21 protein-coding genes are annotated in these 16,128 nt (G+C 51.4%); all 21 read left to right on the forward strand.

The annotated features are described in order from the left end of the window. Positions 1 to 90 precede the first annotated feature (90 nt). Positions 91 to 705, forward strand: coding sequence for a MotA/TolQ/ExbB proton channel family protein (locus B0T39_RS00865; RefSeq protein WP_081544375.1), 615 nt, complete (start codon positions 91 to 93; stop codon positions 703 to 705). 2 nt (positions 706 to 707) lie between these two features. After that, the gene (locus B0T39_RS00870; RefSeq protein ID WP_043591986.1) at positions 708 to 1,121 is read left to right on the forward strand and encodes an ExbD/TolR family protein; all 414 of its coding nucleotides are present in this window, start codon (positions 708 to 710) and stop codon (positions 1,119 to 1,121) included. A 4-nt stretch (positions 1,122 to 1,125) separates the two neighbouring features. Next, entirely contained in the window at positions 1,126 to 2,148 is a 1,023-nt protein-coding gene (gene lpxK, locus B0T39_RS00875) for a tetraacyldisaccharide 4'-kinase (protein ID WP_081544376.1), read from the forward strand. Between the two features lie 463 nt (positions 2,149 to 2,611). After that, positions 2,612 to 3,769, forward strand: coding sequence for a hypothetical protein (locus tag B0T39_RS00880; protein WP_176219451.1), 1,158 nt, complete (start codon positions 2,612 to 2,614; stop codon positions 3,767 to 3,769). Positions 3,770 to 3,814: 45 nt separating this feature from the next. After that, positions 3,815 to 4,186 (forward strand): hypothetical protein, encoded by a 372-nt coding sequence (locus B0T39_RS00885; RefSeq protein WP_081544378.1) that lies wholly within the window; start codon positions 3,815 to 3,817, stop codon positions 4,184 to 4,186. A 471-nt stretch (positions 4,187 to 4,657) separates the two neighbouring features. After that, positions 4,658 to 4,864: a hypothetical protein gene (locus B0T39_RS00895; protein ID WP_081544380.1), complete on the forward strand. Its 207-nt coding sequence runs from the start codon at positions 4,658 to 4,660 to the stop codon at positions 4,862 to 4,864. Positions 4,865 to 4,888: 24 nt separating this feature from the next. Beyond that, positions 4,889 to 5,401: an antirestriction protein ArdA gene (locus B0T39_RS00900; protein WP_081544381.1), complete on the forward strand. Its 513-nt coding sequence runs from the start codon at positions 4,889 to 4,891 to the stop codon at positions 5,399 to 5,401. 106 nt (positions 5,402 to 5,507) lie between these two features. Then, positions 5,508 to 5,810, forward strand: coding sequence for a hypothetical protein (locus B0T39_RS00905; protein ID WP_141111024.1), 303 nt, complete (start codon positions 5,508 to 5,510; stop codon positions 5,808 to 5,810). A 58-nt stretch (positions 5,811 to 5,868) separates the two neighbouring features. Next, positions 5,869 to 6,246, forward strand: a complete 378-nt coding sequence (locus B0T39_RS00910) for an H-NS histone family protein (protein ID WP_081544383.1) — start codon at positions 5,869 to 5,871, stop codon at positions 6,244 to 6,246. 396 nt (positions 6,247 to 6,642) lie between these two features. Next, a complete protein-coding gene (locus tag B0T39_RS00915; protein ID WP_081544384.1) occupies positions 6,643 to 7,761 on the forward strand; it encodes a KilA-N domain-containing protein in 1,119 nt (372 codons plus the stop codon). A gap of 91 nt (positions 7,762 to 7,852) precedes the next feature. Then, positions 7,853 to 8,008 (forward strand): hypothetical protein, encoded by a 156-nt coding sequence (locus tag B0T39_RS25460; protein WP_176219452.1) that lies wholly within the window; start codon positions 7,853 to 7,855, stop codon positions 8,006 to 8,008. Positions 8,009 to 8,141: 133 nt separating this feature from the next. Then, positions 8,142 to 10,781, forward strand: coding sequence for a DNA-directed RNA polymerase (locus B0T39_RS00920; protein ID WP_081544385.1), 2,640 nt, complete (start codon positions 8,142 to 8,144; stop codon positions 10,779 to 10,781). A gap of 86 nt (positions 10,782 to 10,867) precedes the next feature. Then, entirely contained in the window at positions 10,868 to 11,047 is a 180-nt protein-coding gene (locus B0T39_RS24690; protein WP_141111025.1) for a hypothetical protein, read from the forward strand. A gap of 3 nt (positions 11,048 to 11,050) precedes the next feature. Then, complete coding sequence (locus tag B0T39_RS24695) at positions 11,051 to 11,302, forward strand: hypothetical protein (protein ID WP_141111026.1); 252 nt, start codon at positions 11,051 to 11,053, stop codon at positions 11,300 to 11,302. A gap of 9 nt (positions 11,303 to 11,311) precedes the next feature. Next, complete coding sequence (locus tag B0T39_RS00930) at positions 11,312 to 12,217, forward strand: ATP-dependent DNA ligase (RefSeq protein ID WP_081544387.1); 906 nt, start codon at positions 11,312 to 11,314, stop codon at positions 12,215 to 12,217. Continuing rightward, on the forward strand, positions 12,214 to 12,462 hold the full coding sequence (locus B0T39_RS24700; protein ID WP_141111027.1) for a hypothetical protein: 249 nt from the start codon (positions 12,214 to 12,216) through the stop codon (positions 12,460 to 12,462). Before B0T39_RS00930 ends, B0T39_RS24700 begins: the two co-directional genes overlap by 4 nt. Continuing rightward, positions 12,462 to 12,899 carry a DUF6378 domain-containing protein gene (locus B0T39_RS24705; protein WP_141111028.1) on the forward strand — a complete coding sequence of 146 codons (438 nt, stop codon included), beginning with the start codon at positions 12,462 to 12,464 and terminating at the stop codon, positions 12,897 to 12,899. Before B0T39_RS24700 ends, B0T39_RS24705 begins: the two co-directional genes overlap by 1 nt. 26 nt (positions 12,900 to 12,925) lie before the next feature. Next, a complete protein-coding gene (locus B0T39_RS00940; RefSeq protein WP_081544388.1) occupies positions 12,926 to 13,552 on the forward strand; it encodes a hypothetical protein in 627 nt (208 codons plus the stop codon). A 2-nt stretch (positions 13,553 to 13,554) separates the two neighbouring features. After that, complete coding sequence (locus B0T39_RS00945; protein ID WP_081544389.1) at positions 13,555 to 14,019, forward strand: endonuclease I; 465 nt, start codon at positions 13,555 to 13,557, stop codon at positions 14,017 to 14,019. A gap of 7 nt (positions 14,020 to 14,026) precedes the next feature. After that, on the forward strand, positions 14,027 to 14,470 hold the full coding sequence (locus B0T39_RS00950) for an N-acetylmuramoyl-L-alanine amidase (protein WP_081544390.1): 444 nt from the start codon (positions 14,027 to 14,029) through the stop codon (positions 14,468 to 14,470). Between the two features lie 173 nt (positions 14,471 to 14,643). Further along, positions 14,644 to 16,128, forward strand: coding sequence for a DnaB-like helicase C-terminal domain-containing protein (locus tag B0T39_RS00955; RefSeq protein ID WP_176219453.1), 1,485 nt, complete (start codon positions 14,644 to 14,646; stop codon positions 16,126 to 16,128).

Genomic DNA, 16,128 nt, shown 5'->3' on the forward strand with positions numbered 1-16,128 from the left:
AAGTTCAAGGTCTCTCGCGCCGGGTTTCGCTAGAACCGAACCGGCGCGGCGGACCCTAGTGTTTGCAATCGTTTTTCGGAGAACCCCCTCGTGTGGTCAATCATTGAAGCGGCCGGCTGGCCGATCTGGACCATCATCGCCGCCTCGGTCGTGTCGCTGGCGATTATCTTTGAACGGCTGTTCAGCTTGAGAAAGGGCAGCGTGGCGCCGGAGGGTCTGCTGGGGCAGGCCTTGCAGGAATACCGCCGCGCCGGCGCCAGCGAGGAGCTGCTGCGCAAGCTGCAGACGCATTCGCCGCTGGGTCGGCTGTTTTGCGCCGGTTTGCGCAACGTCGGCGGCAATCGCGAAGTGATGAAGGAAGCGATCGAGGACGAGGGCCGCGTGGTGGCGCATCAGTTGGAGCGCTTGCTGACCACCTTGGGCACCATCGCCGCGATGGCGCCCCTGTTGGGCCTGTTGGGCACGGTGATAGGCATGATTGAGATCTTCGGTTCGCAGTCGCCGGCCGGCAACAACCCGCAGGCGCTGGCGCATGGCATTTCCATCGCGCTGTACAACACCGCCTTCGGCCTGATCGTGGCCATTCCCAGCATGATGTTCTATCGTCATTTCCGTTCCAAAGTGGACGGCTTGTTGGTAGAGATGGAGTCGCAGGCGATCAAGCTGGTGGAAGTGTTGCACGGCGAGCGTAAAAACGGGGGTTGAGCATGAATTTCCGCCGAGGCCGCAGCCGCGAAGAGCCGGAGATCAACTTTATTCCGCTGATCGACGTGCTGCTGGTGATCCTGATCTTTCTGATGGTCACCACCACTTATTCCAAGTTCGCCGAACTCAAGATCAATCTGCCGGCCGCTCAGGGCGAGCAGGCCAAGACCAAGTCGTCGGAAATCACCGTGGCGGTAGCGGCCAACGGAGAGATGGCGGTGGGCGAAGCTAAACTCGCAGCCGGCGACAAGGCGGCTTTGTTGAACAAATTGAAGGACGACGCGGCGGGCAAGAGCGACGTCATCGTCATCGTCAACGCCGACGCCAAGGCCACGCACCAATCCGTGGTGACGGTGATGGAGGCGGCGCGCGAGGCCGGGCTCAATCAGTTGACCTTCGCCACCCGTTCGCAATAGCCGCATGCATTGGATAGAACGGCAATGGTATCGGCCGCGTTGGTGGCTGACAGCCCTTCTGGCTCCGCTGGAAGGGCTGTTTGCCCTGTTGGCGGCGGCCAGGCGGCTCGCTTACCGTCGCGGCTGGCTGCGCGCGGAGCGCTTGGACGCGCCGGTGGTGGTGGTGGGCAATATCAATGTCGGCGGCGTCGGCAAAACGCCGCTGACCCTGGCCTTGTTGCGCGATTTGCAACAAGGCGGCGTCAAGGCGGGGGTAATCAGCCGCGGCTACGGCGGCAGCCATCGCCAGCCCACGCTGGTGCTGCCGGACAGTTCGCCGGAGGAGGTGGGCGACGAGCCACTCCTGCTGGCCGCCGCCGGCGCGCCGGTGGTGGTGGGCCGCGACCGCGTCGCCGCCGGCCGCCACCTGCTGGCGCTGAATCCTGATGTGCAACTGATATTGACCGACGACGGCTTGCAGCATTATCGGCTAAGCCGCGATCTGGAGATCGTGGTGCTGGACGGCGCGCGCGGAGGCGGCAACGGGCGCTTGTTGCCGGCCGGGCCCTTGCGCGAACCGTGGTCGCGGCTGGGTTCGGTGGGCGCGGTGGTGGTCAATGGCGGCGATGCCGCCGGCCTGGTTTTGCCGGCCGGGCCGCGGCGTTTTGCCATGCGTCTGCGCCCGGCTCCCCTGCAGCGCTTGGACGCGCCCGAGGAGACGCGGGCGGCGGCGGATTTCGCCGGCTTGCGCTTGGCGGCGATGGCCGGCATCGGTCACCCGCAGCGCTTTTTCGACACGCTGGCCGGCTTGGGGCTGCGGCCGGAGCTCTGCTTGGCCTGGCCCGATCATCATCAATTCGATGCCGCGGACCTGCCGGTCGGCATGGACGCGGTGATCGTCACCAGCAAGGACGCGGTCAAGCTGCGGCGGGTGATTCATGATGCAGCGCAGCGTGCTAGACTATGGGTTTTGCCGGTTCAGGCGGAGTTGGAGCCTGATCTGAGCGCTTGGATTCTGGATCGACTGAAGATAAAACATGGACGCTAAACTTCGAGTCTATCCCTTGAAAGCCTTGTGGATATTGGCTGTAGCTTGATGTCATTTTAGGTGTGTGTGGTTGATGTATGGTAAACGTATGTGTGCTATCCTAGGGAATTACAGCCCTTTGCATGCCATCCGTGTATACGTCTCAGCCTATCTGTAACGGCCTAAAACGGACTCGGCACCCTGTCAAAGCCCTAGGACTCTTGTAGCCATGTCAGCCTGCATTACATACCGTCAAAGCCGCTCTAACGCCACTACGCGCACGCCTACTCTTGATGTCTCCTTGCCTAAGCCTCTAGGCAGTAAACGCTTTGTGATGGGCCTAGCGCGCCTTCCTGCCGCAGAGCATCGGGGATTCGTTGATCGCCTTAATGCCTACCTGAAAATATCAGCCATACGGGCGCGGGGGACTCCTGCGGATGGCTTAGACCACACGTCAACAGTCCGGCGATGGATTGACGAAGAGATGATACGTGTTTTGCAAATATCATCCGGTGTAAGCCCTTCGATGCACTTCGAGGCATACGCCCAGCAGCAGACGCTTAACACGCTCATGGCGCTACAGCATCAGCAGGCCATCGGAGCGCCATCAGCGGTATCCAACGCTATGCAAGAGGTTGCGGCGTTACAGGCTCCAACATTTGGCGAATTGGCGAAGATGTACATACGCGAGTTGGAAGCCTCTTCTCTTTCCCTGGGAACTCTCAGAAATAAGAAGCAGGTGTTTAATGTTGAGCTTGGGTGTATGCAGGTGTCCGGCAAGAGCCTTTGCAGCCCTGACACGTCCATACTTGATGTCACCCGCTCAATGCTTATTGACTGGCTCACTGTGACACTAGAAGGGCTGGCGGACGGTACGAAGAGTAACCGCTATGTTGAGGTGCAATCTTTCTTCAAGTGGATAGAAGAGACACAGAACGTAAGGGGGTTCGTAAATCCTGCCGTAGCGTTGAAGCCGAAGAAGGGTAAAGCAGCAAAGGTATCATTGCCTGGAGACACCTCAAAGCGCTGGACCGATGAGCAGCTTAAGCGGATTCTGCCGGCCACGGAGAGCGATACGGCGGGCTGGCTGATACGGATCATGGCGTACACGGGCCTTCGACTGGATGAGGCCGCACAGCTTCATAAAGCGGATTGCAAGCTGATGCAGACCGCTGAGGGTGATTCATTTTATGCGCTGACGATCGCTGTAGACGCTGACGGAACTAAGAAGCTTAAGACAGCCGCATCCGTTCGGATTGTTATCTTGGGCATGCCTAAAAGGCACATTGCAGAGTTCACAGCGTGGCTTAATGGCGTGCCGGCCACTGCTAGTAATATCTTCCCGCTGTTGACTAGAACGCCCGACAAAGGCTATTCAGACTCTGCCTATGCTCAGACAAAGAAAGTCCTAAACGTCACTGTGCCAGAGGCGCGGAAGGGGCAGGCAAATCACTCATTCCGGCACGCATTCACGGACCGCTGCGAGAAGTCTAAAATGCCCCTTAAGCTGATTAAGCGGGTCATAGGCCACTCTCAGGAGGATGATGTAACCCTAGGCACGTATACGAGTGACTACACGCCCGAAGCTGTCTATAAGGAATTGAAGGCGGCAGGCATCTGGGATGGCTTGCTAGAGGATTGATAGTGTACACTTTCAAGCTATTTTAATGGCTTGAGGGTGTATGTTATGCAGAAGTGGATGGCAGTTAGTGCGGTGCTGCTGGCGGTGCTGGTAGGATTTGGTGCGTATACCTTTAAGACCACTGCGCGCTTAAACAGTGAGCTTGCTGGAAGCTACGAGCGCCTGTTCATAGAGAATTGCGGCAGTAAAGTGGACGCCAAGGCGTGGGTATTGAGAACATATGCCGGATACTCAGAGGACAGCGCTTTAGAGTGGGCGCAGCGCCAGCATCAGCAATGCTTTAAGGCGGTTAAGGATGTAGGGAATACGCTGGCAAACCTTGCGCGTGTTGACGCGGACACATCGCTGTTTGTGCAGGCGCAGCTGTTTGAACATGGGATTCGCCCGCAAAAGCGGGAGGATAAAAGTAAAGGGTAGTTATGGACGAATTTATTGTGACTAACGGCCACCTGCCGACGGTTGAAGAGATAAAAGCTGCAAGGGCAGAGGCAGGACTGACGCAGGAAGACGCGTCCAAGTTGCTGTATGTCTCCTATGAAACGTGGAAGACATGGGAAGCTAACCGGGAGTCTAGGCGCTCTGTACAAATGTCCGCGATAGCTTGGGAGCTTTTTCTAAACAAGCGATTCATGGGGTAGACCACTGATTCACAATAAATTCTGCCGCTGTTAGGCCCGCATGAGCTCAATGCCGTGCGGGTTTTTTAACGTCTGAATGTTGACGTGTAATAATTACACCTGTAAAGTTCACTCCATCGAACGGCGCAACAGCAACACAGCGCCTTTCACCGGTCTTTAAAAACTCAACAGCTTAAGAGAGTTTGCAAATCCTTAAGGCTCACATGCTGGGCCTTAACAGTTTACAAACTTAAACAGAGAAGGAACTGCCATGCTTCAACATTGGAAAGAAGTAACAAAAGACGAATTCATCAAAGCTATAGGCAATAAAGATGTCCACCCGACACCTGTCGGCAACTTCCCTTACACGTCCTTCTACAAGACACGCCAAGGCTTCGTGATGGGAAAAATAGAGGACTACTACCCGGAGGGGAGCAGACTCGTAAAGAGCCGCTACTACCTACCAGCTGACAACTAAACCGAACTTATACAAAGGAAAAAAATGACTGCCCTCACACTTCACGCACAGCCTTACAGCCTTAACGAACGCGGTTTCTACTTCAAAAGCTTTGAAGAGTACGAAGCTAAGTATGCGGAGAATGTTTCAAAAGAAACCGGCCTGCCAGTAGAAGAGTACGAAATCCAGCTAATTGACGGGTACGCAGATGATGAATTCGCATTCGAAGCGATGAAGGTCAATCAATGCAACATAGAAGAGTTCTTTGAAGCGGCGGAAAGAGTTTCTGAGTTAGTTGAAGACGAAAAAGCTGCCGTCAAATACTTGATGCAGCATTTGCAAAAGTCTTTTGAAGAGGCTTTGGAAGAGTGCGAAGACATTAGTATCTATCGTGGCACCCTAACAGAAGTCGGGATGGAATTGGCTGAAGCTTCTAGTTTACTAGATGGGGTGCCAGATGAAGTTAGCCGCTACTTTAACTATGAGTCCTATGCACGGGACATTGAGTTTAATGGGGGCTTAGTTGAAATTGAGGATGACGTGTACGTGATGGCATAACTAATGCCTCCTAATCCAAAAGTCTTGAAATCATTCAGGGCTTTTCCGTTAGGGCGCCCCGCCTTAAACCTCCTAATTTACAAACCAAAGAGGGCAGACTATCATCATGATAGATACGAAACCAATTGAGCGCCTTGCACTATACAAAAGCGCAAAAAGTATGGAAGACTTGGCTGAAAGTCTGGTGCAGTCCGAACATGACGACGCGAGGGCATACGCAGAGATGATGACCAAGAGAGTTAAGGAGGCCGTAGACATGGCAGAATCAAGGCTAGAAGCCAGTAACCGCGAGCTTAAGGCAGACATTAGCCACATCGCTAAATTGGTCTGGGGCGTGCTTATCGTGCTTGTCGTGTCCCTGCTGACTGGCGCGGGTGCAATCATCGTCAAATATATTCTAACGAAGTAAAACCCTTAGGCGCTCGCGTGGCGGGCGCTATCACCTTATAACCATCTGGAACCCCTACATGGCAAAGTACCCCATCGCTGAATCCCTGAACATTGATCTTGCCGCGCTTGACGTATTCCAACTAGACGGCTTGCAGCAAGAAGCCCGCGAGGCCATGAACGCAGCCCGTGACAAGCAGCAGCGCGAAACCATCAAGCAGATAAAGGAACTTGCGGCGAGTGCGGGCATTGACCTTGCAAGTCTGGCCGCTGGTGCGGTGCCTAAGGCCGCGAAGTTGGAAGGCAGCGCCAGCGCAAACAAGGGGCGGAAGTTCCCGCCTAAGTTCCGTAACCCTGCAAACTTTGAAGAGACATGGACGGGCCTGGGGCGCAAACCTGTTTGGGTGCAAACTTACCTAGAAAACGGCGGAGACCTAGACCGCCTTCGGATAGCTTAATAAGCAATCGTTAATAAGTATTTCAGCATGATTAGAGGGGAGGCCGTAGGCCCCCCTTTTTAAACGGCCGTTCGATACGACAATGGCCTTATAAGTCTATACAAATATCCCTTTGCGGTATTAAATGCCGCTGTCTCATGCATAGCCCGCTACTTGAAATGTGTCACGTACTGCCAGGGTAGTTTGCACCGATATATTTCGTAACATAAAATTCGCCCGCATATTCCCACAGCAATAGCGTGGGCATTTTTTTAGTTGTTATAGGTAGAGGGTAAGCTCTAACAATATGACAATTTCAATTACACACACTAGAGAAAGCAGCACGCACCACACCCATTTCACGCCTTGACCGCCTCAGCGTCTTTGCGTGTCTTTCATCCTCTATAGGAGCATTTTATGTCTGTCCAAATGAAAACCCTTCAGGCTCGCCAATCCTTTGATTCTGCAATGAAATCTAGTGGTATTCGAGTTGGCCACGCTGATCTAATTCGCGCATCTATAAACGGCGTTTACGTTTTGTCCGGAAATATGATTGACGCGGCTCACGGCGTCAATGCTTCTCGCTGGACCTGCACAAGTAACCTCTATCAACGGCTGCGGCACAAGATGGAAGAGGGCAAGCATGTTATCCGCTTGGATAGCGATACAGCTACCCGCTCCGGTATTCCCGCGCCTTGTGTTCGGTACGAGGGAACGGTGGCGCTCAAGCGCGGAACACGCACTTCAATTTTCTACACCGCAGAAGGCTACGCGTTGATTGCCAACACTCACCAGAGCCCTGAGCACAAGCAAATCATGCTGGAGATGCTGGGCAAGTATTTTGGTCAGTCGGAAGCAAGCGCGCAAACGCCTCACGTCCTCGCCAAGTCCTTCAACGGCACAGCTTTCGAGTTCCGCGAAGACGGCTATTTCAACATGACCAAGGCCGCGAAGGCTTACGGGAAGCAGCTGGACGAGTTTTGGCGCTATGAGAAGGTACAGGCGTATGTAACGGCTCTGGGTAAGGCACTCGGTTTTAATTCCCGTGAATTCACGGGTTTTAAAAAAGACCTGACAGAGGCCAAGAAGGGCCGCTATCACTCCGGCACCTGGGCGCATCCGAAGCTAGCAGTGTTCTTTGCTCGCTGGCTGGACGTTGAGTTCGCTGTCTGGTGTGACATGGTGATTGATAGCCTGCTACGCGGCCAGACGACCATCAATATTCAAGTTGATACGCCCGCCGAAGTCCTCCGAGTCCCTGAGACGGCTGGAACGCTCCGGGCCTCTGCGACCTACGCGGCAAACATGGAACTCCGCAAAGAACTTGAAGTGGCGAAAGAGAAGGCCAGGACGTTGCAGGAGCGCGTGGAGCACCTGGAGACCGCCATACGCAACAGAGACGACGTCGCAGCCTGGAACGCCAAGCTAATCGCAGCGGCCCACGGCGAACTGAAACGCCTTCAAGAACTGGAAAGCCGCGTGAAGGCCGTTCGTGGCCTGCTTGTCGCCATCGGGGAGACAGTCCAGCTGCAATAACACACACCGTCCATGCAATTACACACACTAGAGAAGGGCTATCTCCCACGCCCCTTTAATACCCTTTCTAATTCTTTAAGAGGAACCTCTGATGCATGGTAATGAATCCCGCCAAAAGACTGTAAAGACTGAAAAGCGCTACAAGTCCTTCAAAGCTGAAGAAGTAGAAGTAAGTCAAAAGAATAAAGTCAAAGAGCGCTCCAAAGCTCGAAGAACATCTGCAAAGCGTCTCTGGCTAGAAGTTTAATTTCCTGCCATCTCTTCCCCTGTAAACCTATAAAGCTTCCGTAACCCATTTTTATCGCCTGTAGTTCACGGCGAGGGAAAGTTGCGCCCGCAATTTATGGAAGCTTTAAATAATCGTAAAGATTTTAAAGCTTATGTTTAACTCCATTGTTGAAACAGCACTAAAGACCCCCTATGACATCATGGCCGCCAAGTACGGCGAGGAAATGGCCTCAAAGCAATTAGAACTTGAGTATGAGGCTAAGGCTGGCGCGGAAAGAAAGGTTTTGGCTGCATTGGCTAAGGACGCGGAAAATGGGGTGTTCCATGAGACGTTGGTAGGTACGCGAATCATCGGGCGGTTGATAACCCCAATAGCTAACAGGCTTGCAGAGTGGACGGCAGCGGCAAAGGGGAGAAGAGGAGTAAGACATTCGGCCCTTCAATATTTCTTGCAGCTTCCTGAAATTAACGAAAAGACACTTGAGACGCGCTATCAAAAGCTGGCGTATGTCGGCCTGAAGAATGGCGTATCCGCCTCAATGCTTAAAAACCCTCTCCCAATCGTTGCGATTTACAAAGCTATAGGAAGAGATATCGAAGAGGAAATTCAATTCACTGAGCTATTAGCGTCGATGCCAGCCGCCAAAGCAAGAAAGATACGTCAAGGTGTAAAAGAACGCGCTGAAGAGTCTTACAAGCGCTGCTACATGCGGGCCATTGCAGAGCACCATAAAATTAAGACTGAAGCGTGGCCAACAGAAGCACGCCTCCGAGTTGGCGAGGTAATTTTGAACTGCTGTATTGAGGCTGGGATTTTTGAAACGCATACCTTAATGCCTCTTTCAAGAAAGCTGAAAGACAGCATTACATCAATCACAGCGTCAGAGGGTTTGAAAGAAGTTATCTCGAAATACTCTCAAGGGTTAATGTTAAGCGCACAGCGATACTTGCCAACGGTGATACCTCCAAGGCCATGGAAGAACGCAGAGGAGGGAGGCTATTGGACAGAAGCGACGAAGACAACACTATTTAGAATTCCATCAAGTGCCGCAAAGAGCGTTGTAGATGATTTCCATAAAGAATTGGCAGACGTTGACATGCAGCAAGTGTTGGATGCCGTGAATAGGCTTCAGGCCACACCATGGCAAGTTAACTCAAAAGTCTTAGACGTTGCTCGCTCTCTATGGCGGGATGGCTTTACAGGTGGGGCGGGCCTTCCTGGGATAGAGCCATTAATCCCGAAAGATAAAGCAGAGGCAAGAAAGGTATTTCCAGACTTACCAGAGTCGGCCACAGAGGAGGAGATAAAGGCTTACAGGAAAAAGAAAACTGAACTGTATAAAGCTGAGAATAGAAGGGCTTCACGGGCTTTAAGGGTTACAGGGATTATAGAAACAGCACAAACCTTTAGGCACGAACCAAAGATTTACATGCCGCACTCTCTAGATACTCGCGGTAGACTTTATCCCATTCCTGCATTTAATCCACAAGGCGACGACCTCACTAAATCCCTTCTTATTTTCGCCAGTGCCGGCCCTATTGGTACAGAAGAAAACTTAAAGCTCTTCAAGATGCATGGGGCGAATGTCTTCGGGCATGACAAGTGGTCAATCAAAGAGCGCGTAAAGTGGGTAGATGAAAACTCAGAGCTTTTACTAGAAGTTTCCGAAGACCCTAAAGGAACCTATTCCTATTGGTCCAAGGCAGATAGCCCGTTTTGTTTTCTCGCCTTCTGTTTCGAGTACGCCGGTTATATTCGTGATGGTCTTTCATTTGAGTCTCGCATTGTCCTGGCCTTTGACGGCTCCTGTTCAGGTATTCAGCACTTTAGCGCCATGTTGCGTGATGCAGTAGGCGGGCATGCCGTTAATCTTGTAGCAGGCGGTGAACGCCAAGACATCTATCAACTTGTAGCCGATAGATGCATGCGCCTGGTAGCCGCAGATGCTGAGAATGGAAGTGGAGATGTCACAGAGACACGAGACTATGACGGGGAGAAAGTCGAAGTAACAAAGTTTGGGAGTAAGACGCTTGCGCAGCAGTGGCTAATGTTCGGCATTGAACGCAACACAGTAAAGCGCTCCGTGATGACCTTGGCTTATGGCTCCAAAGAATACGGATTCCGTGAGCAAGTACTGGAAGACACTATCCAGCCAGCCATGGAAATGGGGGCGATGCCCTTTAGCTCTGCAAATCAAGCGGCGGGCTATCTGGCACATTTGATTTGGACTTCTGTTCAGTCCGTAGTCGTTAAGGCTGTGGAGGCAATGAAGTGGCTCCAAAAGGCTGCGGGGGTGATTTCTAAAGCTAATCATCCTATCAAGTGGTTTACACCTGATGGAATGCCCGTGCAGCAGTTCTATTACCAGATGGAGTCGAAGCGGGTCCAATTCATCATAGGCGGAACTAGACGGCTATTCACTGTTGTTGAGGGCACGGCGACAGTTAATCCAGTTAAACAGGCGTCAGGTATTGCACCGAACTTTGTTCATAGCCTGGATGGTTGCCACATGCGCATGACGATTAATCACTGTCATGACAAAGAGGGTATCAGGAATTTCGGAATGATCCATGATTCTTTTGGCACCTCAGCGGATAAGGCCGTAGCGATGTTCAAGGGGGTCCGCGCCACGATGGTACGGCTTTATGATGAATTTGATCCTTTGGCGGCATTCGCCACACGCATTAAGGCCACGCTAGATGAAAATCTTGCTCAGCAAATTGAAGCCCTTCCACAAAAAGGCAGCTTAGACCTTCACGGCATTCTTGAGTCTGAATTCGCCTTCACTTGACACCACAATCACACAGACGCCAAAGCCCTTGAATGGGCTTTTGGTGTTTCTACGTCTAATTACACACACTAGAGAAAGGAGACTCCATGTCCCGCTTTGCTGAATCCGCGACGTTTGAATCTGAATCCAAAGAGGTATTAACCGCCCGCAGTGTTCAGGCCCAAAGCCCGAATGCTGGTCGTGTCTTTGAAGCAACTGTCACATTCCCGAACCGTGAAGGCGTGCAACGCATTGACGCCGATGAAATTGACCAAAAGGAGAAGTAAGAAATGAACGCAAAACAACGTCGCCAGTCCTTCCGCAAAAATTCCAATGGCCCAAAGGCAAACGGAGTGCCATGGAGTGTAAATGTTGAGATTGACGAGCATATGGTCATGCACATTGAAGCAGAGAAAGAGGTGTCGAAAATTAAAGACCTGATCCGTGCAGATGTAGCCATTACTCTTACGCGAAAGCCCGAAACACGCACCGAGCGGTTTAAAGCAGCATGGGTGGCAATCAAGAGAGCACTTAAAAAGTAAAGGGCTGCTATGGCTAAGAAGCCAATTTTTACGCACGTTGAGCCGCAGCTTGCTGTTTCTTTTAACCGCAGTGCCGTTGAAAAAATTATTAGGGAGAAGGGACGGGTTCGAGTCGATGCCAAAATTGATGGTATTCGGTGTGTGGTAATCCGCGATGTCGATGGTGTGTATCATGCAATTTCACGCAAGGGAATTTTGATAAAGTCATTAGCGAAGATTGTGGATGATACATTTCAAAGGCTCTACATCCCTGATGGACTCTGTGTTGATTGTGAGGTCGTTATAAGGGGACTGCCCTTTGAAGAACTATCTGGAACGATTCGCCGTGATGAGTTGATCCCTAATGAGTTAATCAGCTCAGTAATGTTTTATCCCATCGCAATGGTTGGCAAGGCTGCAATGGCAGGGCTTGCAGCTATAGAGGCGGAGCCAAGTCTTGATGCTTTCAAAATTACTGCCCTGCTTTTCAGTAGGCACATCGCACACATCCCATTTACTTACGCCTACCACATTGATGATGTTTTTAACGCATACAACACTTTCCGAAGCTTAGGGTATGAAGGGGCGATGGTTAAAGATGTTTCAGACATCTACAAGAACGGCAAGAAAGTTGGCTGGTGGAAGATCAAGCCAAGCGAAACGGTAGATGGTGTCATTGTCGGCGTAGAAGAGGGAGAGGGGAAATATCTAGGAAGCCTGGGAGCCTTCAAAGTCAGGCTTGAAGATGGGCGGTTTACCTCTATAGGTTCTGGCATTTCGGATGAAGACCGCGTAGCCGCGTGGGCGAATCCAGAGATGTTCATTGGTCGTTACGTTGAGATTAAGTTTATGGAAAAGACATTAGCAGGAAATCCACGCCATCCGGTACTTAAAGCGTTTCGTGATCTTAACTATTCGAAAGGAAGCAAGCTGTGAAAGTGTTTGATGTAAAAGAAATTGAATATACCCAAGTGACCCGAGGTGAGCGCGTTCACCGCCTTTGGCGTCTCGGCGTAGGTCCGTGCGGTAAAGAAGTCATTCAGATTAAAGCGGTTGTGGGGAGACAGTTCTTACAGACCCAACAAGTAACGGCGTGTGGGGAAGTTAAATCGTTCTTTGTTCCGCTTTCGCACATTATTTCTACAATTCAAATCACCACGAAAGAAAGTGAGGCCGTGTAATGCTCGAGCATGTACTAGGCATCCGCAGCAATGACCGAGCAGGTCGTACATCATGGCATGGCGCCCTAGCGAATAAATCGAGCACTCTTGAGAATAGAGAATGTTCGCTCTCGGAAAAAGACCACAAGTGTCTCTCTGAGGCTGATGCGGCTTCTATTCTCAACGCTGGCATCAGCGCCATGAAAGACCGTGCGGCTGTCAGGGACGATGCAAAAAAAGCTGAGCGCAGCATGAAACGCACTGTTGAAGCGTTCAATGCGCTGACCGGGTCCAGTATGACAGAGGTTCACGGATGGCAGTTCATGGCTGTTCTTAAGCTGGCGCGGGCCAATGGCGGCAACTTCCATCTTGATGACTATGTGGATGGTGCGGCTTACATGGCCTTGGCGGGTGAGAGCGCTTCGGAGGAAAACACCAAAACGCTACCCAATATTTAACTTAATCACAAAAGGAGAATTTATATATGGCAAAAGTAAAACTGATCAAAATGGTGTCCGGTCGCGCCCTGGCGGTGTTTCCGTCTGTGGAGAAGGAAGAAGTGTATGAAGGCAAGGGCCAGGATAAGCGTGTTATCAGCTTTGTGCAGGAAGATGGCAAGCTGGACAAGAAGATCATCAGCGCATGCGAAGAGGCCTGGGAGGCAATCAAAGACAACCCGGAATCGTTCGGAGTGAAGGGCAAGGCGCTTAAGCAGGTGCTGGCAGACCCGGAAGACTTCGACAAGCCCCAAATGCCCTGGAAGGAGAACAAGGACGGCGATACCCAGTTCAAGGCCACTTGCAACCATCTGGATACTCGCACGGATGAGCCGCGTAAGGTGCCTGTCTTCGATGGCCGCGCCAAGCCCACCGCTGCGATTGTGACCCATGGCAGCACTGTAAAAGTAGAGTTCGCCATCCAGCCCTACGTGGTGTCGGATCGTGTATACGGCGTCAAACTGCGCATGGACACGGTACAGCTGATCAAGCAGGGCGATGGCGTAGGCGGCAGCAATCCCTATGATGTTGAAGACGATGCGGAAGAGTTGGACGACTCCGCAGCGGCTGGTAACGCCTACAGCGATGAAGACAGCGAACTGGCCGATTACTGAGAATGGCGGGAAGCTTCTTTAACCGAAAAGGAGGGTGGAGCAAGCACAACAAAGGTGAGTATCGAAGCGGGCTTGAAGATGCAATCTGCACCTCTTTGGAGTCTAAAGCCATCCCTGTAGTGTATGAGGCCTTTTATCTTGATTACACCATTCCAGAAAGCGGCCACAAGTACACCCCTGATTTCATCTTGCCCAACGGCATCATCATTGAGTCTAAAGGCCGCTTTATGCCTGAGGACCGTAAAAAGCATCTACTGATCAAGGCGCAATACCCTGATATAGATATCCGATTTGTATTCAGCAATCCCAACGCCAAGCTCTATACAGGCAGTCCCACGTCTTATGCCGCTTGGTGCGCAAAAGAAGGATTTCAGTTTGCAAAGAAAGAAATTCCCATTGACTGGATCAAAGAGCCTAAGAAGGCGCTGCATCCCGCCTTGAAGGAGAAGAAAAGTAAGAAAGGATAATTGACCAATGGCTTTTAAAGAGCGAAAGGAAACCAAATTTATCGCTGTTCATTGCAGCGCCACTAAGCCAAGCCAGAATTTCGAGGCATCGGACATCCGCCGAATGCACTTACAGCGCGGTTGGATGGATATTGGCTACCACGTAGTCATTACCCGCAGCGGCGAGGTTCAGAGCGGTAGAGACATTGAAGCTATCGGCGCACATGTTGAAGGCTTCAACGCCGTTTCCGTGGGGGTGTGTTTGATTGGCGGCGTTTCTGAGAAGGACGCAAAGACTCCTGAGAACAATTTCACACCTGAGCAATTCAAGGGATTGAAGACTGTATTGAAGTCTCTCAAAGAAATGTACCCGCAAGCTGAAATCCTGGGGCACCGCGATTTCCCGAAGGTGGCTAAGGCGTGTCCGAGCTTTGACGTTAAGGACTGGCTGAAACAGGAAGGCATCGCCTAATGAGCTTCGAGGCATCAGAGGGCGCTCTACGCACGCACCTGCCTTGTGACGATTGCGGGTCTTCTGATGGCCTCGCAGAGTATGCAGAGAGTACCTACTGCTTTGTCTGTGAGAAATACACGCCTATCGAAGATACCTCAAACCGTCCACGAAATAAACGAATGAAAGGGGACATGGAGAAACTTTTAGATAGTGCTGATGGGGTCTTTGCGGACATTAAGAGCCGTGGGCTATCTCGAAAAACTTGTGAACGATACGGGTATTGGCAAGGTAAGTATTCAGGAAAGCCCGTTCAGGTTGCCGATATCCGCGACTTGGATGGCACTTTGATTCATCAAAAACTTAGATTTGCCGGAAAAGAGTTTTTAACCCTTGGGGGCACGCCAAAGGTTTTTGTCGGCCAGCATTTGTTCCCAGCCAAAGGCCGCAAGGTAGTTATCACTGAGGGCGAAATAGACATGCTAACTATCGCCCAACTTGACGGATGTAAATGGCCGGTCGTGTCTGTTCCAGCTGGAGCAGGCTCCGCCAAGAAGGTTTTTAAGGAGCAGTATGAATGGCTGATAGGGTTTGATGAAGTCGTAATCGCATTTGATATGGATGAACCAGGGAGAGAAGCCGCGATTGAATGCGCTTTAATTCTTCCTCCTGGCAAGGCAAAGCTGCTGATCCTTACCGAAAAAGACGCAAATAAAATGATGTCTGAGGGCAAGGAGCAAGAGCTACGTAATGCCCTATGGAATCCACAGCCTTACCGCCCTGATGGCATCTTGAATGGCTCTTCCCTGAAAGACCGCATCAAGACTCTGGGGAAGGTTAAAGGCCTTTCTTGGCCAAAAGCTTGGGAGGGAATGCCAATTGTTGAATATACCCGTTGTATTCCTGAGAAGCGTCTTATTACTATCGGCGCTGGCTCTGGTGTTGGTAAGTCTACTCTTACACGCTTTTTGTCGTATTTCATCGGCGTACAGCACCACACAAAAGTGGGCATGGTTTATTTGGAAGAAGGCGCTGAAGAAACCGGACAGGCGTTGATGTCGTATCACTGCGGCAAACGCCTTCATCTTGAGGATGTTGACAATGAAACTTGGGAGGAAGCATTTAATGCCACTTTGGGTACTGGTAATTTCTGCCTATATGATGCTTTTGGCAGCGTCGAGTCCGATAATCTTCTTAGTCGCATACGCTATTTGGCGGTTGCGGAGGAGTGCAAATACATCATCCTTGACCATATCAGCATTGCCATCAGCGGACTTGAAGGGAACGGTGACGAGAGGAAGCTGATTGACAAACTGATGACTGAGCTTCGATGCATCGTAGAAGAAACGGGCTGCACAATATTTGTTGTATCCCATCTTACCCGAAAGAGCGGACAGGGCGCAGTTGCGCATGAAGAGGGCGGGCAAGTCTCAACTAAAGATTTTCGTGGCTCTGGTGCAATTTTACAGCTTTCTGATGTCACTTTTGGTCTTGAGAGAAATACCCAAGATCCGATTTTAAGAGATTACACGACAGTAAGGGTTCTCAAAGTTCGCTATACCGGTCTTTCCGGCATTGGCGGCTATCTTTATTTTGACCATCAAACAGGGAGGCTAAACCCGGTATCTGAGTTGCCAGCGAGTGGCGACGGCGGATATCAGAATGAGGAGGGATATTAA

It is taken from the genome of Chromobacterium haemolyticum (genome assembly GCF_002081825.1).
Taxonomy (GTDB): domain Bacteria; phylum Pseudomonadota; class Gammaproteobacteria; order Burkholderiales; family Chromobacteriaceae; genus Chromobacterium; species Chromobacterium fluminis.